The following is a 20,010-nucleotide window of genomic DNA, read 5'->3' as shown; positions in this document are numbered from 1 at the left end:
CCATTACTCAACAATTGCTAACACATCAGACTCGGACAAAATCAAATACTCTTGCCCATCAATTTTCTCGGTTTTAACACCGTAGCCATCATTGAAGATGATCTGATCACCAGTCTTGATATCCATCGACGCACGATCACCATTTTCTAGGCGTTTACCCAATCCAACAGCAATCACTTTGCCTCGGTTAGATTTCTTGACCGACTGGGAAGTAAGTACAATCCCACCTTCAGATTTATTTTCGACCTCTTGCCGTTCAACAAGTAACTTGTCATTTAAAGGACGAATTTTCATATTGAAACACCTCCTATATTGAATACAAAAATAAAACAGGTTAAGACAATTGACTGAAACAACGAGCCTTTGACTCGCTTTCGGTAAAATAAATAAGGTCACTAGATACGACTTCAAGGGCCATTTTTAATAAAAAATTTTTATCGTCATAATAAATATTATCTATTAACCACAGCCCTTCAGTTAAAAAGGATGATTTACCTAAACAATACAATCAATGATGGCATATTTAGAAAAGCGAGAATAAGTTCAGAAGAAAGGGATTGAGCAGAAGGATATTAACGCGCATAGGCGACAATAAGTGCCGCCTGTAACGCTTCAAAATTTTAACTTCTCATACCATGTTGAGTAGGCCTAGGACAGTAAGTAGCAGAAGCATAAGGCGGATATCTAAGTTCTGGTTGTATCCTAAAGTGAGGTTTGTTGTCTGAAGTACCAAATACTTCAAATGTACAGTCACCTATTTCATGCCTTGGGCAAACCTGTACACCATTTCTTAATATCATTTCAGTTTTACAAGATGGGCAAATATTCATCCTTTCCTCCTTGCAAACATCATATGTTTTACACAGACTCTAATTTGGGCTGTGCACTAGCACAGCCCAAGTTACGGTCATTTCTTATGTTCAATGACATTATTATCATGTGACTGAATCTCGATACGTTTCGGCTTCATCGCCTCCGGTATTTCTTTTTTGAGATATACAGCCAGCAAACCATCTTTCATGGTAGCATCGGTCACTTCTACATACTCAGCTAGGTTAAAGCGTCGTTCAAATGAACGATTAGCAATGCCTTGATAAAGCATTTTGCTTTGATCATCATCCTTGGAAGATTCTTTATTCCCTTTGATAGTCAGCAAACCATTTTCTACCTGAATATCGATATCGTCCTGAGAAAAGCCAGCAACGGCAAGTGTGATGCTGTATTCGCCCTCACCCAACATTTCGATATTGTATGGAGGGTAACCGCTAGGGATTGGATCAGAAGTTAGTGCGCTGTTAAGCAATGAAGCGACTCGATCAAAGCCAATCGTTGTGCGGTATAGTGGGGTAAGATCAATTGAGTTCATAATATCCTCCTAAGAAGCAACATTAATTATTCAATCAAAATGAAGAGGCTAATTACTTTGGTAACTTAACCTCACCAATATTTATATTAACTCTTCGCCCTCTATTCAAGTATCGTAAAATATATTTTTTTCATAAGAATATAACCAGATGTTATATTCTGATGGTTTGTAACGATGGCACCAATATGATTATCTAAGTAGTAAGCTGCGGACGACTTACTTTACTTAAAATAACATTGATAAGTACCAGCAGCGGTCCTCCCATCAGCATTCCCATCGCTCCCCATAACCATCCCCAAAAGACTAACCACACAAACAAAATTAGGGGGTTTAAACTAAATCTTTTACCAAGTAGAGTCGGTGTCGCCAATTGACTCTCTATAAGATTGATTGCCAAAAAGAGCGAAGCGACCGTCAATGAGTAACTTAGAGACTCAAACTGCAAAAAGGAAACCAAGGCAAAACAGGTCACTGAAACCATTGGCCCAAGATAAGGGATATAGTTCATCAAGCCAGCAAATGCTCCCCACAGAAACGGGTCTTTTAATCCCATCATGTAGAATACACAGCCAACAACCACTCCTAAGCACACATTGATGATCGTAATAGAGCTTATATATCGAGAAAGATCGGTTTGAACCACCTTCACAAGCTCAACCACCTTACGTTTATCGGAAAATCGTGTGAACAAAGATAAGCTTTGAGAATATATCTGACGTCCATAACTCATCATGAAGTACGCCATAAAAAGCGCGACCATTAATTGTGTGACTATCGTTGGAGTTGTAGTGAGTACTGATTTAATGATGGAAAATGAGGTATTGCTTGTGAGCCCATCATTAGCCACTGTGCTACCGAGAGTGAAGTCACCCTTGTCACCTAACTCACTACTTTCAGCCGCTTCACTGACTTCATTAGAAACATTCTGAATTAACATTGGCAGCTTAGACCACCATTGCTGAGCGGGCTCACTTAACAGATTTAAACTCAAAACAATGAAGCTAACGAGCCCTAATAAAACAGCAATAACATTAATGACACGAGGAATGCCAAAACGCACTAATCGATTGACTAAGGGGCCACATAGAAGAGAAATAAAAGCGCCAAAAAAAACGGGTAACAAAAACGGTTTGGCAACATGTAATATGAAAATGAACATTATTATAAGAGCAATGGTCATTAAACTATATTCTAATATATTCTCTTGTTTAACGTTCATTATGTTCCTCAGATATTAAGATCCGGTTCTGGCTTAGTAACACTAAACTTAATAGTGAATAACTACATTGATAACTAAGCCAGAACCTATTAATTATTTATCAAGTGAATGAATTAATAGACGTGCTTGCTTATAACCATAAAAAAGCGTCCTGAGATTTTTGACTTTGCTAAGGACGAACATGCCGAGCGCAGCGAACCCTGCCGCATGAAATGGGGATTGCTGTACAAAGCTTTTTCCTTTGAAGTAGAGCAGCCCTAAGCTGAGTGCAACTTGACGAGCTTTACTATCACACTCAAGCCTTTTCATTAGAATTTTCCGCTGTCGTTTTTTCATTGATCGCATGACACAACCTCCCAAGCTGCTCTTTAGTATATTCAAAACCCACAAATTGCTTGTAATATCGGCTGCCGAGTATCAAAAGCATAAGGATAACGCTGAACGCCGCAATGAAAGCGCTATAACCGACTAAAAGGTTCAAAGTAAAGTAGTACCCCATAACCCCAACACCGACGGCGATGCTAATAAGAAACATCGGCAGCAATGCAACGAAGAGGAGTTTAATGACAATGAGTTTTTTACTCGCGGCAACCGTGTTACGCAACTCCAAAGAAAACAACTCAAAAATCGACATTGACCATTGTTGAGTGTGAGATTGGAATACGGTTAGGTCTTTTAAAAGCCCTCTCAGTTGAACGATCGCTCGTTCTAAAAGCTCCTCTTCGCGATGTTGAGGCTCATTGTGTGCGTCGTTGATATTATTAGACTGCATAACTTTCCTCTTCGTGCATCATTCAGGCTTATTTGATTAGCTTAGAAATAGCCCAGCCTGCAATAAAGGCGCATCCAACGCTCAAGAGTGGGCGCTCTTTAATCATGTTTTCAGCTTGCTCTGTTTTATTTTTTACAGTTTCAGACCCTGCTTCGAGCGTGTCTTGAACGGTATTTTTCACATTTTCTATTGCTTCTGAAGCAACCCCTTCTGCCATCTCATAAATCTCTTCGGCCTGCTGCTTAGAATCAGTTTTTTTAGTATTTGCATTTGGCATACATAATCTCCTTAACTTATCCAATGAGAGAAAATAAAGTGATCATTCAAAATTACTATCACTTCTTACACTAAGATAAGCGAACATCATGCCAACTTTAAAATAGCTTGTCGCATATGGTATTAGAGAGCTTTCCGGTAATAAAAAGAGTGCCATTCATGTAATATTTTCACTCATTTTCCATGAGGATTGTACCTTTTACAAAATTGCATTTCTTTCTTCCATAATCTAGGGCTTAGTGGCGATTTTATTTGGCACGTAACATGCTTTACTTCTATTACGAACAAATCTAAATGAGGCACTATGAAAAATAAAAGCATTTCATCTGTTATAAGTTTAATAGAAGGTGGGAATATTATTTATGAAAAAGCGATATCTAATGTAGATAATAAAGATATAAAAAGAAGTCTTTTTGATATATATGCGATTAAGAAGTGTGCTGAGTTAAAACTAAAGTCGCTCTCAAAACCTTCAAAACCGCACAAGCTTATTCCAGACAGCTACACCATTAATGCTCGACGATATTGCATTGAAGCAGAGGAAGAGAGAGGAAGTGCAAATGACAGCCTCTATCTGGAACATTTGTCGGGCATAGAAGAAAAAACCATTGACGACATAGCAATTCTATCAAAGCAAGCGCCAGAATTGAGACAAAAAATAACAACAATTAAGAGAGAAGTAGAAATATGTCGTCATAAAATCAATGACTTACGGTCAATGGAATGAACAGTCAAATCTTACACAGGTATGGAAAACACGGTTAAGACAAGAAGGAGTAACAATATGTGGGTGGAAAATCACAATAGAACTCTCGATGCAACGCACCATCAAAGCATAGATAGAATATTATTCGCTCTTAAAGAGCATTATCAATCATGCTGTCAGCTCGTTGAATACAGGACGCACCAAACTCTCTCTAGAGCCGCGAGTCGTTTTTTAAAAGTAGAGCGTTCGATGATCAATGAAATCAAGATTAAAGTCCTTGATTTAAAAACAGAAAATAATCATTCAATGCAAGAAAGCCAGTCCGTTGTGATTAGCAACTACGACGAGATGTATCAAAGCAATCGACAATTGATCACCTATTTGAAAAGTGCGATTGGAACATTTAACAACCAAAAGCTGTCATCATTCTTTTCTTACTGGGTTGCCGCATTACAAGTGGAAAATGACGAAATGGCGAAGCATTTATAGTTTAGTTCGATATTATCCACTTCTAGGCAAACAGGCGATCAGCTGTAATAAAAAAGCGTCAAGCAAATAGGCTTGACGCTTTTTATTACTATTAATTTTCTTCATGCAAAAAACAGGGTACGAGTTTTTCTTTTGATTATAAACCATCAAAGTATGCTCCACCCTGCTATAAAACACATCAAGAGCCTAACACCATTTTATTAAACTCGGTCTTGTGAACCAAATTAGAATCGATATTCCACACCTAATGATGCTTGGTTAAAATCTGTTTCTGTGCTTGCACCATTCGTAACGTTCTCTGCATTGAGTTCTACGTCATACCACATATATTCAGCATTGATTAAGAATTGATCTGTCACTTTGAAACCCACACCGGCACCAGCGAATACACCTTCGTCTTCTTTACTGCCCCCGAAGCCCGCAATATTGTAGTCTGTCGTGTACCACATTTGACCACCTTTTGCGTAAAGATCAACACGCTCAGCAATAGGAGCTATAACTTTTAGAGCAGCGGTATAACCGTCTGTTTCGGTATTAGCTAAGTTATTACCATAGCTACCAAAATCAATATACCCCCCTTCTAATGCTAAGTAAGGGTTAAAACGGTAACCAATTAAACCTTGAATAGCATCGCTGTCATCATCAAAGTCATCTTGCCCATCAACTTTCAAATAACCATAGTTGGCACCCACATAAACGCCATGCTCATTGGAGTCCGCAGCGTGTGAAAAAGTACTAAAGGTTGCTAAAGAAAAAAGGCTAATCAAAGTAACAACATTGCTTTTCATTTCGTTCTCCTAATATAAGTTTCATTGAAATATCGATTTATATAGAGCAAAAGAAATGCCAACTTTAAAAACCATTTAAAACATACTAAAAATAACATAAAATTAACATAACTAGGTTGAACACCGAATAAAAGAACAAAATTTAGTCTATTTATTACCTTGTATAAAAATTTTAAAATTAAGTTAAATAAACGCCGTGAAAAATATTCTCGTTGTTATGTAACTTTTTCAAAAAATAATAAACATAGATTTTCTAAACTCGATTCGAAACCATCTATTATTTAGTGAAATTTTAAAAAAGATGTGATGACTCTAATGACCAGTTAAGGTGAGAATATGAAAGCAAAAAGCTATTAGTCGTTTTTTAGGGGGGCTATGTTGCCCAAAGGGTTTATTATGGATAATCATCAATCACCCATTGCAAAGTACCCTCAGATGAAACGTTCACAACACAGGTGTTTGCATGGTTTCATCTGAGGGTACTTAATCGAATGAATTGAGTACTGCCGAAAACCGGAAAGCCATCGCTTAACATCACAAGCACTGAAAATCAGGGTGATGGCAATGGCTTGGCTCAAACTGAGGTTAACAATCACAAGCAAACACCGTTAGCACCATAAGAGGCCGGGTGACGTCTGCTACATCTTAGCGACATTATCCGCCACTATGCTTGATAGGCTTTCTCCTCCTTTTGCCTCAAAGTCCAGTGTTCGAATAGGAAACGGAATCGTGATACCAGCATCCGACAGCGATTCCTTAATCGCTACAATGCTGTCATTTTGTGCTTCCATGTAACCAAAGTCGCCAGGGTAATCAATCCAAAACCATACCAGCAAATTGATACTACTGTCGGCGAAACTGGCAGCATGAACCGCTGTGTCTTCGGGGTTACTCACATAAGGTTTTTGATTAATAGCTTCTGTTATTACTTTGGTCGCTAAATTAGGACAGTCCGCGTATGAGATACCGACAGGAATTTCTATTTTTCTGAGACCTTTTCGACTGTAGTTCGTCAATATGTTACGAAAAACCATTTTATTTGGAATCATAACGTGCTGACCTGAAAACGTCTCTACAAGAGTATTGCGCAAATTAATTTGAATAACTTGCCCCATAACGCTGTTGGATTCGACAATATCGCCTATTTTAAATGGCTTGCGGATACTCATCGTGATCCCTGAAATCAGGTTTTCGGTCATATCTTGAAAAGCAAAACCAATAGCAAGCCCCAAAATACCCGCCCCTGCTAGGAGTGATGTAACCGTACCTTGCAACCCAACAAAGTCTAACGCGACAAAAAAACCAACGGTTATAATGATCACTTTAACAATCGATGCTAATAAGTTGGTCGCTTCCTTTGAATCTACGACTCGGTTGCTCAAGTTCCTAAATAATCGGCCGCCCAGGTTGGCGATAAAGATAAAAGCAAACAACGTAAAGAGCGCAACAATAAGATTAGGAATCAACTTGATGGTTTCAACAAGCCAATGCTCCAGCTTTTGCTCAATTAAATGGTTAAATTTCTCAATGTCGAAAGAGAGATTCATCTCCATGGTGATGTCCTTCATTCATGATTGGTGCTGTCATCAGTGACTATGGAATGCAAACAGATAAAGCTTGGCTTTTGATGCTTATCTCAAGTGATTCAGCGGAGAACTTTTCTCCATCAATGACATAGTGTATCGGTCGATTTGAGTCTATTTTGACTTGCTTTGCAGACTCATAGTCAAAAAATGAGGCTTGTTCTTTGAGGCCTAAGCTTGAAAGCAACACATCAGACAGCGCTAAAGCTCTTTCCCCAAGCGAAGCGGTATTTTCTAAATAGGTAATATGCAATTGACCATCATCAGGTTTTGGCTCTTTACCTCCTTGAGCAAGGACCGTACTGAAAGGCGACGTGTTGGCAACCACTAAGCTTTGTAATTCAGCTTCTCGTGCTGGCTCCCCATCCTTAGTGACTTCAAACCACTGACTTTCTCCTGCCACAACCGCAGAAAATAAACCCGATAAGTAAGCAAGTTGGCCATTTTTATTTTTCTGTTCACGATGCGCGTAATCAATCATCTTCTCTTCAAACCCAATACCAAGAATAAGCAGTATTGGCTGGTCGTTACAGTACGCCAAATCCATTTTCTTAGACTTGCCAGATAGAATAGCCTCGCAAGCCTTTTCAACAGGTGACACTTTTGTCGCAAAACCATAGAGCACATGACATAAAGCATTTGCAGTACCCAATGGGATAATTCCGAGTGCCGTGTCTGTCCCCACAATTTGTCTTGCCACCTCGCTGACGGTGCCATCTCCGCCAGAGACGATGATATGAGAAGCATTTCGCGCTTTTGCTTGTTTGGCTAGAGATTCCGCTGATACTTCTTTACTGGTGGTCACTATGTCTAAATTGAACTTTCGGGTGAGCTCTCGAATAACCTGTTGCTCACTCGTTTGCCATTTGCCTCCACCTGCAACAGGGTTAGCAATGAGGCAGCATTTGTCTTCAAGATTGAGCAGTCCCTTATCACTGATAGCATTCAGCACCTTTAGTTGCTTTTTGTTCAACTGCGCAGTGCTTCTTACATCATTGATATTTTTGAGCACTTGCTCCACGCTCAGAGATGGATTTTTCGCTAACAGGTATGCTGCAACCACAAACACAGAGCGGCCACGGCCAAGTGCACAATGAACAACTACGGACCTTGATTGGCTTATCTGAGTATCTATCCAATTAAGAGCATGTTTAAGCTTGCGTAACTTAGGGGCTTGATGGTCGAGTACCGGGGTATTGAGGTAATGAAACTCTTCGCTGGTCATCGCACTCTCTAAACCCGAAAACTCTGCGGTGACATCAACAATGCACGTTATGTTTTGAGATTGTAGAAATGACAAATCGGAGGGGAGTAGACGTCGAGAAACATATAAACCTTCTCCCACCCGCTGAATGGGATCGACTTTATCTCTTTTAATAGCCCAAGCATTGTATAAACGAATGCCTAGAAAAAAAGGAATAAACGCCCACCGGATCCACCAAGCTATTTTGCCATCACTATTTTTTCTAAATATGGATGGCATCTCGAAGATATAGGCGGCACTAACGATAAACATCGATAACCCTGACCAAACCAATAGTAAGCTGAATAATACATTGGGAACAAATGCTGCTATAGAAAAACAAGCGATAGCAATGAGTATATAGTACTTAACGATAAACATAGTGAGGCCTTAATTTCTCTGTGTATTAAAAAAGCGGGCCCATAAATGGGCCCAAGTTGTTAAACCAACACCTACGCTTCACTATCAAGCTTAGGTGACACTTCGAATCAAGCCATCTCTTGCTCATATTTTCGAGCCAAAGTTTCTTTCTGATCTGAGTCTAAAACTCGTCCAGCCGTTTGAAAGAAACGCTGCTCTTCTTCTTCTAAATGATGCTCTACTTTGTGTTTGAGTGTCTTCATCAGTGTGAGCCAAGCTGGTGAAGACATTTCGGTGTCATCAAGCTGAGCAAGCACCTTATCAATACCGTGGTGTTCAGCGATACCGTGCCTAGTCATATCAACGGATTGATCGCTCTCTATTAAAGGTGCATAGAAGTGGCGTTCTTCCGCGACCGCATGCTTAGTTAATTCTTCTTTAAGACTGGAGTAGAATTCTTGCCTAGCCTGAGTATCACCTGATGTTTGGAGTATCGCATCCATCAAAAGCCGTTGCTTCTCATGGCTATCTTTAAGCACATCAAATATGTTTTTCATATCTAGCTCCTGCTTCAATTCTTTTTATGAGGTTCGGATGATTAATTCGTGAGTTAATGCCTTTTGTTAGCAGTCCTGATCTTCCGTACCAAGTTGCTCTTTCACGTTCTCACAGCCGTCCTCTATCTGATTTTGAGCTTCCTCTACCGCTTCGTCAGCTCTTTCTCCAGCTTGCTCTAGGGGGCCGTCGTCACTACATGCGGCAAGCGTAAAAGCAAAACCTGTTGCCAATAGAAAACGGAAAATAACTGTGCTTATATTCATAAAAACTCCTAACTCTTATCTTTGTTTACTAAACTCATTACCACCGATACAAGCAACGAAATAGCAAATATATAAAACATAACTTTAGCTACTGTTGCTGCAGCGCCTGCTATACCACCAAATCCAAATAAAGCAGCTATGATGGCAAGAATAAAAAATATTAAAGCCCAGCGAAGCATAATGTTCTCTCTTATATCTGTTGGTAAATTTATTATTGAATTACTTCAAGCTTATCAATAACTTTATCAACATCGGATGTATTACGAGCAATAGATAGCGCAAGGTCATGTTCCGTATCTGACGTCACCGAACCCTTTAATACCACAGTGTTTTCTTTAGTTTCCACTTCGATATCAGTACCACTGACTCCCGTATTCATTAATAGTCGAGTCTTAACAATGGCCGTTATTTTGGTATCCGTTAAGACCTGGGTTGATTCCTTATTTTTATCTTTTTCATTATCGATGACCGTAAGTTCATTATTTACCGACTTAACATCATCAAGGCTTAATACTAATTCTTCAGCAAGGGCTTTTTCTGTCTGATTTTCAACTGAGCCCGTTAAAGTTACAACCTGGTCTTTAACATAAGTGTTAATATCAAAAGAGTTCAAATTGGAATTAAGTAATAGTGTCGTTTCTGCTTTACCGTCAATCCAAGCATCTAGCGTATCTTCTTTCCACATGCTATCTGCAACCGCTGCAGAAGAAGAAGTAGCGATAACCGTTGTTAGTAGAATTTTACTTGCAATGTTTTTCATCATTTATCTCCTTTTTTGTACTTGCATTACCATTAGAGCAAACTGCATGCCAAAAATACAAACCATTGAATTAAAAGGAGTTATATGAAGAACTAAAAATAATATTAATATTTCCGATGATGGAGAATGAATAATTTACAAGGAGTATTTGTAAAAAATATAAATATTTATCTCGTCCGAGTTAGTGACACACCATAATATTATTGCCCGATTTTTATCTATCATTTTAAATATAAAATCATTATTATTCACAAAAAACGCGAAAGAAAAGCCATACATTCTCTTTCCTTATGCCTCGTGCTATCATCTCTCTCACTACTGTTGAAAGAGAGTTAAATCATGGCATTACCAACACTGTTCGTAGAATTAAAAGATCAGAAATTATTGTCTCAAATAAGCTCTCTGGAAGAGTTGTCACGATTTGACACGATTAGCAATAATGACAACGAACACTGGATAGATAGCCTACAACGACTTCAACCCAATGCCGCTATTGTTGAAGTATCTCAATTCACCAACGATGATTTTGTCGCCCTATCCAGTGCCACAGGCTTGGAAGAATTGGATTTGGTCATCATCGGCTCCGGTGCACCCAATAAGAATTTAGACATGATGATGAAAAGCGGCGCCATTTTTCATTATAGAAAGCCAGTTGATATCCAAATTTTGGCCGATACTCTAGCGGACTTTAGTCAATACTTCCTAGAAAAGCAGGAAGAGGGGAAAAAAATATCCACAAGCGACTTAGACCAATTTGGAATGTTAGTCGGCTCCTCAAGGCCAATGCATAACTTGTATCGCACCCTCAGACGAGTGGCGAAAACAGAGGCCAACGTATTGATCATTGGTGAAAGCGGTGCAGGTAAAGAACTCGTCGCGCAGACTATCCACCTTGCCAGTGATAGAAAGGAGCAGCCTTTTATTGCCATTAACTGCGGCGCCATCAGCCCAGAATTAGTCGACAGTGAACTCTTTGGTCATGAAAAAGGCGCATTTACAGGCGCTAACCGAACGCACCAAGGTGTTTTTAAGCAAGCAGAGGGCGGGACATTATTTCTTGATGAGGTCACCGAAATGCCCCTTGAACATCAAGTCAAACTACTGCGAGTACTTGAAACAGGCGAGTATCGCCCAGTCGGCAGTAACACACTCTGTATTGCCAACACCCGTATCATCGCCGCCACAAACCGTGATCCACAAGTGGCTATTGAAGAGCAATTTTTACGAGAAGACCTCTATTTTAGATTAGCTCACTTCCCTATCAATATTCCCCCTCTCAGAGAACGAGGTAGTGATGTTGTCGGCCTTGCTAAACATTTCATCGCTCACCGGAATGCGAATGAAGCCGCTCCAAAAGCGATTACAGCCTCAGCGCTAGAAAAAATCGCAGCGCATACATGGCCTGGCAATGTTAGAGAATTAAAACACTGTGTCGAGCGAGCGTTCATTTTGGCGGACGATACGATTAAAGATGAACATCTCATTTTTGATACTCCTCCTTTAGAAACAGGGACAACATTAGAGGAGAGAGTGCCAGCTGGTGTGACTCTAGAAGAAATAGAAAAGGCCGCTATTATTAACACTCTTCAAGAAAATGAAGGCAACAAAAAAGAAACCGCAGAGGACTTAGGAATAAGCATAAAAACGCTCTACAACAAGCTGGATAAGTATCAGAGTTAATTAAGCCATACGCTTGTTCCAAGTAAGGGAAGCTCAACTCTGTTGAAGGTGGCGAGGCATGTTACTTACTCACTGACTGCAGCCGTCACCTTCATTATATCAGTGATTGGCTCAGGCTTATGAATGTAGTATCCCTGTGCAAAATGCACTCCTATATCTGATAGACACTGATAAATGGCTTTATTTTCCACAAATTCTGCCACCGTTTTTAAGCCCATCGCTTGGCCTATTTCATGGATAGATTTCACCATTTGGTAGCTGATCTTGTCATGCTCAATATCTCGGACAAATGAACCATCAATTTTGACCGTATCTAAGGGAAGCTCTTTTAAATAGGTGAATGACGAAAGGCCTGTGCCAAAGTCATCCAGTGAAAACTGGAAGCCAAGGGCTCGTAATGAGTGCATCACTTCTATTGTGCCATGAAAATCACGCATCGCAGCAGTTTCAGTGACCTCAAAGATAATACAGCGAGGATTAAATACGTAACGGTTGAGCATCTTATTGACAAAATCGACCAGACTATAGTCCGAAATGGTCTGTCCCGACAAATTGACTGAATAGGTTCGATCACTGCGGCTTCCCATCGAACTAAACAGGGCAGTCATCACATAGCGATCAATATCCGGCATCATATGATAACGTTCAGCGATAGGCAGAAAAGCACAAGGAGAGATAACTTCCCCTTGTTCGTTTTTCAGACGCAACAGGACCTCATAGTAAAAAGGCACAGAGTTATCTGAAATGGGCGAAATTTTTTGGCAATATAAAACAAACCTTTCTTCTTGGATGGCTTTGTTTATCTCTTCTATCCACTTCACCCCCCGAATATAACTTTCAAACTCATCATTTTTCGCGTCAATGATATGAGTACGATTGCGGCCATGGTCTTTCGCTGCCTTACATGCCGTATTAGCAATACTCAGTAGCTTAGTGAGCTCAGGGGCGGCGTTAGTATAGAAAGGGGCAACACCACTTGATACCGTTATTCTGACCGAGTTCTCATCCAAGTTAAAAGCATAGGCGTCAATATGCTTTCTAACGTCATCGGCGAAGCCTTGCGCTTCGTGTACCGTATAGTCATCAAGTAACACGGCAAATTGGTCGCCCCCTATACGAGCAATAGGCTGACCTTTTGATGTTCGGCTTTTAAGGATATTGGCAATTTTGCATAACACTTCATCACCCAGAGAATGACCAAAAGAGTCATTGATGGTTTTAAAATTATCAATATCAAAAAAAGCCAGCGCTGCATTCTGATGGAGGTGATTGGTTTGACTGACCAGTTCCAAAAACTGTGTTTCAAAAAACTGTCGGTTGTTCAACTGCGTCAACATATCATTATTTTCTCGATACAGCAGAGCGGTTTCATCGCTTATTTCACTAATAACAATCAGTACGCCTTTGAGCATGCTATAACACTGTATATTCAGACTTTGTCCATCAACAACGACGTTTCTAACTTCCAATTCACTATGCTTACCACTCAGGAGTAATCGATCAATTTTATCTCTTACATCTGAAACATCTGCAAGCAAGCTATAGTAATGACGATCCAAGAAGTCTTTGGGGCTCTTATTCTCTAGCCCGAGTAAGCTCAGCGCTGCCGTATTTACTAAGTTAACTTCACCAGATTCAGAAAAAGTGATCAAGCCATTAGGTATTGCTCCAACAATACCAGACATGAGCTCAAGTAACGTAGCGGTTTGTTTTGATGGGTTAGGCATAACGATTCCCTCTTATAACGATGACAGTCGCATCCTTATCTTCGTATGCACAGTCGTTGAAAATAGTAGTGGCGATGTTATATACATCCCACTCGTGCCAATCTTGGTTGGTTAATGGTTCAATATTCACCCCAGAAGAGTGAAGCAGGCAGGTAAAATGATTAGGCCTTGGAATGCGAAGATGGCTCGCCACCCCATGAGTAAAGTGTTTGGTCTCACAGAGCGGTGCATTTACTAAGGTACTTTCATCATAGCTCAGCCAATGTAAAGGGGGGGTATTCATCACGAGGAAGTCAAGATTGTCACGGCATATTCTCATCAGGCTGAGTTTCAACTGCCCGGTGATGTCTTCGTTGTGGTCAAACATGCTCAGGCACTGATCCATGATCATTTCGAGCGGCTCAGCCATATGTTGGGTGATTTCCTCTGCAAGCTTATTGGCAACCAAACGTCCACGCTCTTGAGTCAAGTCGTTATCATCATGGCTATCAATAAGGGCTATAAGGCAGGTATCACCGTGGTATTGCTTTACAACATAAGCATTGCCATTGTGAATCTGATTCACTGCAGGATAGGAGATCGCCCTCACTAAAATATCATCTTCTGAGACAGGTAAAAACTTTCGCAGCGTAATCGAGGTTCCCGTTTCGTCTGATTTATTAATGACCATTTCATCAGAACAGCGTTTTGCCACCCCTAGACCGAGACCTAAGCTTTGGTCTTTAAACGTTGAATAGCCATCCATTAGCGCTTGTGAGAGATCAGCAATACCTTGACCGTTATCTTCAATGGTGACCTCAATTCCTAAATGGTTAGAAGTGCTGGATATAAACATATACCCACCTGAAGCGTAACGAACCGCATTAATGGTTATTTCAGAAACCGCTGCATTAAAAAGGCTGGCTTGGTAATCAGAGATTCCAATTTCTAACGCATGCATCTTACAATGTGATGCGATAAGGTACGCTTCCACTTCATTTGAGAATGGATAAATGCATTGCTCAATATTCTTCATTACTACGAGTAGGGGCCGTCGGTACCAGAGCGTAACCAGATTCTTGGATGCAAAATTTCGTTGCCGCTTTTAAATCTCGTACTATCAGATGGCGGCCTAAAGCAACACCAGCGCTTGACATGGTTCTTGCGATGACGCCTCTTAAGCCACAGAACACGGGCTTCGCCCCAACTAAAACTATGGTATCAGCCGCACGCACTAGCTGTGACGCTACCGATGTGTCTATTGCATCGACATTGGACAAGTCTATAACAACAAAGTCGCTGTTTGATGACTCAACCATATCCGTCAGCTTAGCGGTGATCGCTTCCATCCGAGCTGAGTCTATCGTTCCAAATAACCCCGTATAAATACAGCTATCAAACACTTCAGAGGCCACCATGGGGGACTCACCACCTAACTGTTTACGACTAATGGCTATGTTATCCATAACATTTCTCCTACCAACTGACCTGTGACTGCTATTCCTGATAGCCTCGGAGATCCAAATGACTCTCAGCCTATCTGGATACACAACTTAACTTGGGAAATTTAATTCCCTACTTCTAAAGTAGCGCAAACAACCCCATAAGCAATATGTTTTATAAAACATTGAGGAATCAAAAGAGGAGGCAGTCAAATCAGCCTCAGAGATAATATCGGACACCACTGCGATGAAAACTGCGATGAAAACTGCGATGAAAATAGTTAGGCTTTACCCGTCACCCCGCAACCCTTAATCACTAGCTGGGTGATGAATTCCGCGGCTTGTTGGTAGTCATCATTATCCAGCGTATCTTTCTGCATAACGTTACAGATCTGCCAGCTGAAATCAGCGTATGTCTGCGTCGCTGCCCAGATGGTGAACATCAAGTGGTGTGCAGGGACTTTATCCATCAGCCCTTCTTCACTCCAGGTCGCGAACTTATCCAAAATCATCTGTGACTGCTTGAACAGCTCCTGCCTGATGTCTTCTGGCAACACCTTAGCACCGGACATCACTTCATTAGCGAACACTTTAGACGCGTGTGGGTGGTCGCGCGAAATACGCAGCTTAGCTTCAATGTATTGAGTTAAGGCTTCGACTGGATCGTCAAGTTCTTCAATTGGGCGTGAGGCTTCCAGCAACGGCTGAGTCACCGTCTGGAGCACGGCATAATAGAGCTTGTCTTTACTGCTGAAGTAGTAGAACACATTAGGTTTAGGGATATCTGCGGCTTTTGCAATATCCGCCATCTTTGTCGCTGCGTAGCCATGGGTGGCAAATTCTTCACTCGCGACATCGATAATCAATCCCTGATTTTTCTGCCTGATACGAGACATTGTTATTCCCTATACATCTGGTGTAACGACATACTAAACAATATGTTAAGAGAGACAAAGTGGTGAGGATAAAAAATCCCGAAGTAAGCACACCAGGAGCCTGCAATATGGAGCCCGAGGAAGGTGTAACTCCAACCTGCTGTCTTACGACGGGAACGCGTATAAAAGGAGACGAAAAGCTACGCGATTTAGTAATGAATCATTTAGGAGCAGCGACTACGGATTCAAGCCATGAGAGAATCAGCAGGACCGCTACACCATGGAACGATGCGGGAGAGGAATCCACATCGTCCCGACAGGAATTAGTCCCTGATTGAGTGGCCTGAGCGTTTCTCAATCGCTTTAATCAGCGCAGAGTGATCCCAGTTCTGACCGCCCATTGCTGCACAATCTTCAAACAGCTCCTGAGCATTTGCGGTGTTTGGTAGTGCTACATCCAACTCTTTAGCGCCAGTCAGCGCAAGGTCTAGATCTTTCTGGTGCAATGTAATCTTAAAGCCTGGGTCGAATGTGCCTTCCACCATGCGCTCGCCGTGCACTTCAAGAATCTTAGAATTAGCAAAACCGCCAAGCAGTGCCTGACGTACACGCGCTGGATCGGCACCCGCTTTTGATGCAAACACTAAAGCTTCAGATACCGCTTCGATGTTCAACGCAACAATGATTTGGTTCGCGACTTTACACGTCTGACCCGCACCATTTTCACCGACTAGCGTGATGTTTTTACCCATCACCTCAAACAGAGGAAGCGCTTTATCAAACGCCGATTGCTCACCACCAACCATGATGCTCAGTGACGCATTAATAGCACCCACTTCACCGCCTGATACTGGCGCATCAAGATATTGCGCGCCACTTTCGTTGACACGTGCTGCGATCGCCTTGGTGGCGATTGGTGAAATCGAGCTCATGTCGATAACCAGTTTGCCTGCTGCACCACTTTCGTTTAAGCCAGCTTCAACACCGTTCTCGCCGAACAGCACATCTTCCACCTGCGGTGTATTTGGCACCATCAGGATAATTGCGTCTGCCAGACGGGTCGCTTCTGCTGGTGAATGACAAACCAGTGCACCAGCCTCTACTAATTCAACCGGTGGTGGGTTGAAATGATCAGATAGAACAATGTCGTGACCCGCTTTTTGCAGGTTGATCGCCATTGGCTTACCCATGATACCTGTGCCGATAAATGCAATTTTCATAATATATTCTCCGTAACGTTAACCGCACTTAGCGGTATAGGTTTAGCCAATCTAAGCCTTCAGTTGTGGTGGTTTTTGGCTTGTATTCACAGCCCACCCAACCTTGGTAACCCAGTTCATCCAGATGTTTGAGGACAAACGGGTAGTTAATCTCACCCGTTCCCGGTTCATGACGGCCTGGGTTGTCTGCCAGCTGCACGTGGGCGATCTGGCCGATGTTGGCACTCATGGTTGGCGCTAAATCCCCTTCCATGATCTGCATGTGGTAGATGTCGTACTGAATGAACAGATTGTCACTGCCCACTTCTTTAATCACTGCTTTGGCCTGCTCAGTAGTGTTGAGGAAAAAGCCCGGAATATCACGAGTGTTGATCGCTTCAATAACCAGTCGAAGCCCCGCTTCCTGCAATGCTTGAGCGGCGTATCTGAGGTTAATGACAAAGGCTGCATGCGCATCCTGTTGGCTGACACCAGCCGGGGTAATCCCCGCCAGACAGTTGACCTGCGTATTGCCCAGCACCTTGGCGTACTGAATGGCTAACGCAACACCAGACTGAAACTCTTCGATGCGTGACGGGTCACACGCAATGCCGCGGTCGCCAGCATCCCAATCACCCGCCGGAAGGTTGAACAGCACCTGTGTCAGGTTGTTTTGCTCCAGCTTCTGTTTGATTTGCTCAGCATCAAATGCGTAAGGGAAGAGGTATTCCACACCGCTGAATCCAGCCTGAGCAGCGGCGTCGAAGCGCTCAAGGAAATCAACCTCGGTAAATAACATGGATAAATTTGCAGCAAACTTTGCCATAGTGATGTCCTTTTTCTTGCAGCCCTTTAGGGCTGCTTCAGTATTTTGCAATAAACAGATTATTGATTGGCTAGCGCGGTTGGTGCGTCGTCGATGCTGTCTGCCAGAGATTCGAACTCGTTGATGGCATCAATCTCTACACCCATAGCAATGTTGGTCACGCGCTCAAGAATCACTTCCACCACAACAGGTACTTTGTGTTTGTTCATCAGCTCTTTCGCTTGTGCAAACGCAGCTTGCATCTGTTCTGGGTCAGTGACACGAATCGCTTTACAACCTAAGCCTTCAACTACCGTCACGTGGTCAACACCGTAGCCATCAAGCTCTGGCGCATTTTGGTTTTCAAACGCCAACTGAACACAGTAGTCGATATCGAACTGGCGCTGCGCCTGACGAATCAAACCTAGATAGGAGTTGTTCACCAATACGTGGATGTATGGCAGGTTAAACTGAGCGCCTACCGCCAATTCTTCAATCATGAACTGGAAGTCGTAGTCTCCCGAGATTGCCACGATGTCGCGGTTTGGATCCGCGGCACGTACGCCTAGAGCCGCTGGTGTTGTCCAGCCAAGCGGACCTGCTTGACCACAGTTGATCCAGTGGCGTGGTTTGTAAACGTGAAGGAACTGCGCCGCTGCAATCTGAGACAGGCCGATAGTGCTGACATAACAAGTATCGCGGCCAAAGGCTTTGTTCATCTCTTCATAAACACGCATTGGTTTGATTGGCGCGTCAGTGTAGTGCGTCTTACGCAGCATGCTCGATTTACGCTGCTGACATTCCGCCACCCAAGCGCCACGATTAGGCAGTTTGCCAGCATCACGCCACTCACGAGCCACTTCAACCAGCAATTCCAGCGCTGCTTTGGCGTCAGAAACGATACCAAGATCCGGACAAAACACGCGGCCAATTTGAGTTGGTTCAATATCGACGTGAACAAACTTGCGGCCCTTGGTGTAGACATCCAGTGAACCAGTGTGGCGGTTGGCCCAACGGTTACCAATACCGAACACGAAATCCGATTCCAGCATAGTCGCGTTGCCATAGCGGTGCGCAGTCTGCAAGCCCACCATACCGGCCATCAGTTCGTGGTCATCCGCAATGGAGCCCCAGCCCATCAAGGTTGGGATAACAGGCACGCCAGTGATTTCAGCGAACTGTTGCAGTAGCTCTTCCGCACCAGCGTTGATTACACCACCACCTGATACGATGACTGGGTTTTGTGACTCACACATCATCGCCATCGCTTTCTCAACCTGCGCACGTGTCGCTTTTGGTTGATACGCTTCTAGCGGCTCATAGGTGTCGATGTCGAATTCAATTTCCGTTAACTGAACATCAAGTGGAAGGTCGATTAGAACCGGACCCGGACGACCAGAACGCATTAGGTGGAATGCCTGCTGGAAAGCACGCGGCACCTGAGCGGGCTCTAGAACCGTTGTTGCCCATTTGGTGACTGGTTTCGCAATGGATTCAATATCCACCGCCTGAAAATCTTCTTTGTGTAGACGGGCTCTTGGTGCCTGACCCGTAATACATAAGATTGGAATGGAATCCGCCGACGCTGAATACAGGCCAGTGATCATGTCTGTCCCTGCAGGGCCAGATGTACCGATACAGACACCAATGTTGTCTTGATTAGTACGGGTGTAACCCTCCGCCATGTGCGATGCACCTTCCACATGTCGTGCTAACACATGATCAATACCACCGAGCTTTTTCATTGCCGCGTACATAGGGTTGATGGCAGCGCCTGGAACGCCGAAGGCAATGTCTACGCCTTCCTTTTTCAATACTTCTACCGCTGCTTCGATTGCCTTCATCTTTGCCATGCGAACCTCCATTTCAATTGTATACAATTCAAAGATACTTTGTGTACTATGAATCAATTTCTAAATA

23 protein-coding genes are annotated in these 20,010 nt (G+C 42.5%); 3 read left to right on the top strand and 20 right to left on the bottom strand.

Features of this window, described 5'->3' with window-relative positions:
- Positions 1 to 3: 3 nt before the first annotated feature.
- The 6 genes from L1D15_RS06720 to L1D15_RS06695 form a co-directional block, all read right to left on the bottom strand.
- Positions 4 to 294, bottom strand: a complete 291-nt coding sequence (locus L1D15_RS06720) for a co-chaperone GroES (RefSeq protein ID WP_239835676.1) — start codon at positions 292 to 294, stop codon at positions 4 to 6.
- 613 nt (positions 295 to 907) lie between these two features.
- Positions 908 to 1,366, bottom strand: a complete 459-nt coding sequence (locus tag L1D15_RS06715) for an Hsp20 family protein (protein ID WP_239864816.1) — start codon at positions 1,364 to 1,366, stop codon at positions 908 to 910.
- A 193-nt stretch (positions 1,367 to 1,559) separates the two neighbouring features.
- Positions 1,560 to 2,585: an AI-2E family transporter gene (locus tag L1D15_RS06710; RefSeq protein ID WP_239875084.1), complete on the bottom strand. Its 1,026-nt coding sequence runs from the start codon at positions 2,583 to 2,585 to the stop codon at positions 1,560 to 1,562.
- 93 nt (positions 2,586 to 2,678) lie between these two features.
- The gene (locus L1D15_RS06705; protein WP_239875083.1) at positions 2,679 to 2,894 is read right to left on the bottom strand and encodes a hypothetical protein; all 216 of its coding nucleotides are present in this window, start codon (positions 2,892 to 2,894) and stop codon (positions 2,679 to 2,681) included.
- Positions 2,881 to 3,357 carry a hypothetical protein gene (locus tag L1D15_RS06700; protein WP_238853192.1) on the bottom strand — a complete coding sequence of 159 codons (477 nt, stop codon included), beginning with the start codon at positions 3,355 to 3,357 and terminating at the stop codon, positions 2,881 to 2,883. Before L1D15_RS06700 ends, L1D15_RS06705 begins: the two co-directional genes overlap by 14 nt.
- 28 nt (positions 3,358 to 3,385) lie before the next feature.
- Positions 3,386 to 3,634 carry a hypothetical protein gene (locus L1D15_RS06695; protein ID WP_172563972.1) on the bottom strand — a complete coding sequence of 83 codons (249 nt, stop codon included), beginning with the start codon at positions 3,632 to 3,634 and terminating at the stop codon, positions 3,386 to 3,388.
- Between the two features lie 303 nt (positions 3,635 to 3,937).
- On the opposite strand from L1D15_RS06695, the gene L1D15_RS06690 reads away from it, so the two are divergent.
- The gene (locus tag L1D15_RS06690) at positions 3,938 to 4,360 is read left to right on the top strand and encodes a DUF2383 domain-containing protein (protein WP_239875082.1); all 423 of its coding nucleotides are present in this window, start codon (positions 3,938 to 3,940) and stop codon (positions 4,358 to 4,360) included.
- A gap of 57 nt (positions 4,361 to 4,417) precedes the next feature.
- On the top strand, positions 4,418 to 4,828 hold the full coding sequence (locus tag L1D15_RS06685) for a hypothetical protein (protein ID WP_239875081.1): 411 nt from the start codon (positions 4,418 to 4,420) through the stop codon (positions 4,826 to 4,828).
- 224 nt (positions 4,829 to 5,052) lie between these two features.
- Here L1D15_RS06685 and L1D15_RS06680 read toward each other — a convergent pair whose 3' ends face one another.
- The 7 genes from L1D15_RS06680 to L1D15_RS06650 all read right to left on the bottom strand — a co-directional run bounded on the left by L1D15_RS06680 (position 5,053) and on the right by L1D15_RS06650 (position 10,383).
- The gene (locus L1D15_RS06680) at positions 5,053 to 5,616 is read right to left on the bottom strand and encodes a porin family protein (RefSeq protein WP_238853194.1); all 564 of its coding nucleotides are present in this window, start codon (positions 5,614 to 5,616) and stop codon (positions 5,053 to 5,055) included.
- Positions 5,617 to 6,254: 638 nt separating this feature from the next.
- Entirely contained in the window at positions 6,255 to 7,169 is a 915-nt protein-coding gene (locus L1D15_RS06675; RefSeq protein ID WP_239875080.1) for a mechanosensitive ion channel family protein, read from the bottom strand.
- 40 nt (positions 7,170 to 7,209) lie between these two features.
- Positions 7,210 to 8,823, bottom strand: a complete 1,614-nt coding sequence (locus L1D15_RS06670) for a diacylglycerol kinase family protein (RefSeq protein WP_239875079.1) — start codon at positions 8,821 to 8,823, stop codon at positions 7,210 to 7,212.
- Between the two features lie 107 nt (positions 8,824 to 8,930).
- Positions 8,931 to 9,359, bottom strand: a complete 429-nt coding sequence (locus L1D15_RS06665) for a hemerythrin domain-containing protein (protein ID WP_172563976.1) — start codon at positions 9,357 to 9,359, stop codon at positions 8,931 to 8,933.
- Positions 9,360 to 9,425: 66 nt separating this feature from the next.
- Positions 9,426 to 9,623: a hypothetical protein gene (locus tag L1D15_RS06660; protein WP_172563977.1), complete on the bottom strand. Its 198-nt coding sequence runs from the start codon at positions 9,621 to 9,623 to the stop codon at positions 9,426 to 9,428.
- Between the two features lie 8 nt (positions 9,624 to 9,631).
- A complete protein-coding gene (locus L1D15_RS06655; RefSeq protein WP_172563978.1) occupies positions 9,632 to 9,802 on the bottom strand; it encodes a DUF1328 family protein in 171 nt (56 codons plus the stop codon).
- A gap of 32 nt (positions 9,803 to 9,834) precedes the next feature.
- Complete coding sequence (locus L1D15_RS06650) at positions 9,835 to 10,383, bottom strand: BON domain-containing protein (protein ID WP_345779248.1); 549 nt, start codon at positions 10,381 to 10,383, stop codon at positions 9,835 to 9,837.
- Between the two features lie 339 nt (positions 10,384 to 10,722).
- On the opposite strand from L1D15_RS06650, the gene L1D15_RS06645 reads away from it, so the two are divergent.
- The gene (locus tag L1D15_RS06645) at positions 10,723 to 12,063 is read left to right on the top strand and encodes a sigma-54 dependent transcriptional regulator (protein WP_239875077.1); all 1,341 of its coding nucleotides are present in this window, start codon (positions 10,723 to 10,725) and stop codon (positions 12,061 to 12,063) included.
- Positions 12,064 to 12,128: 65 nt separating this feature from the next.
- Here L1D15_RS06645 and L1D15_RS06640 read toward each other — a convergent pair whose 3' ends face one another.
- From L1D15_RS06640 to gcl, 7 genes are all read right to left on the bottom strand, one after another.
- On the bottom strand, positions 12,129 to 13,790 hold the full coding sequence (locus L1D15_RS06640) for an EAL domain-containing protein (RefSeq protein WP_239875076.1): 1,662 nt from the start codon (positions 13,788 to 13,790) through the stop codon (positions 12,129 to 12,131).
- Positions 13,783 to 14,805 (bottom strand): ATP-binding protein, encoded by a 1,023-nt coding sequence (locus L1D15_RS06635; protein ID WP_239875075.1) that lies wholly within the window; start codon positions 14,803 to 14,805, stop codon positions 13,783 to 13,785. The genes L1D15_RS06640 and L1D15_RS06635 overlap by 8 nt, the downstream gene beginning before the upstream one ends.
- Positions 14,792 to 15,235, bottom strand: coding sequence for an STAS domain-containing protein (locus L1D15_RS06630; protein ID WP_239835689.1), 444 nt, complete (start codon positions 15,233 to 15,235; stop codon positions 14,792 to 14,794). The genes L1D15_RS06635 and L1D15_RS06630 overlap by 14 nt, the downstream gene beginning before the upstream one ends.
- Before the next feature lie 257 nt (positions 15,236 to 15,492).
- On the bottom strand, positions 15,493 to 16,107 hold the full coding sequence (locus L1D15_RS06625) for a TetR/AcrR family transcriptional regulator (protein ID WP_239875074.1): 615 nt from the start codon (positions 16,105 to 16,107) through the stop codon (positions 15,493 to 15,495).
- 302 nt (positions 16,108 to 16,409) lie between these two features.
- Positions 16,410 to 17,309, bottom strand: a complete 900-nt coding sequence (locus L1D15_RS06620; RefSeq protein ID WP_239875135.1) for a 2-hydroxy-3-oxopropionate reductase — start codon at positions 17,307 to 17,309, stop codon at positions 16,410 to 16,412.
- Between the two features lie 25 nt (positions 17,310 to 17,334).
- Positions 17,335 to 18,111 (bottom strand): hydroxypyruvate isomerase, encoded by a 777-nt coding sequence (gene hyi, locus L1D15_RS06615; protein WP_006959839.1) that lies wholly within the window; start codon positions 18,109 to 18,111, stop codon positions 17,335 to 17,337.
- Between the two features lie 59 nt (positions 18,112 to 18,170).
- Positions 18,171 to 19,943, bottom strand: a complete 1,773-nt coding sequence (gene gcl / locus L1D15_RS06610) for a glyoxylate carboligase (protein ID WP_095559998.1) — start codon at positions 19,941 to 19,943, stop codon at positions 18,171 to 18,173.
- Between the last annotated feature and the right edge of the window lie 67 nt (positions 19,944 to 20,010).

The sequence above is a fragment of the Vibrio sp. Isolate25 genome (assembly GCF_022398025.1).
Lineage (GTDB): Bacteria > Pseudomonadota > Gammaproteobacteria > Enterobacterales > Vibrionaceae > Vibrio > Vibrio coralliilyticus_A.
This window is presented reverse-complemented; position numbering and strand designations above follow the sequence as displayed.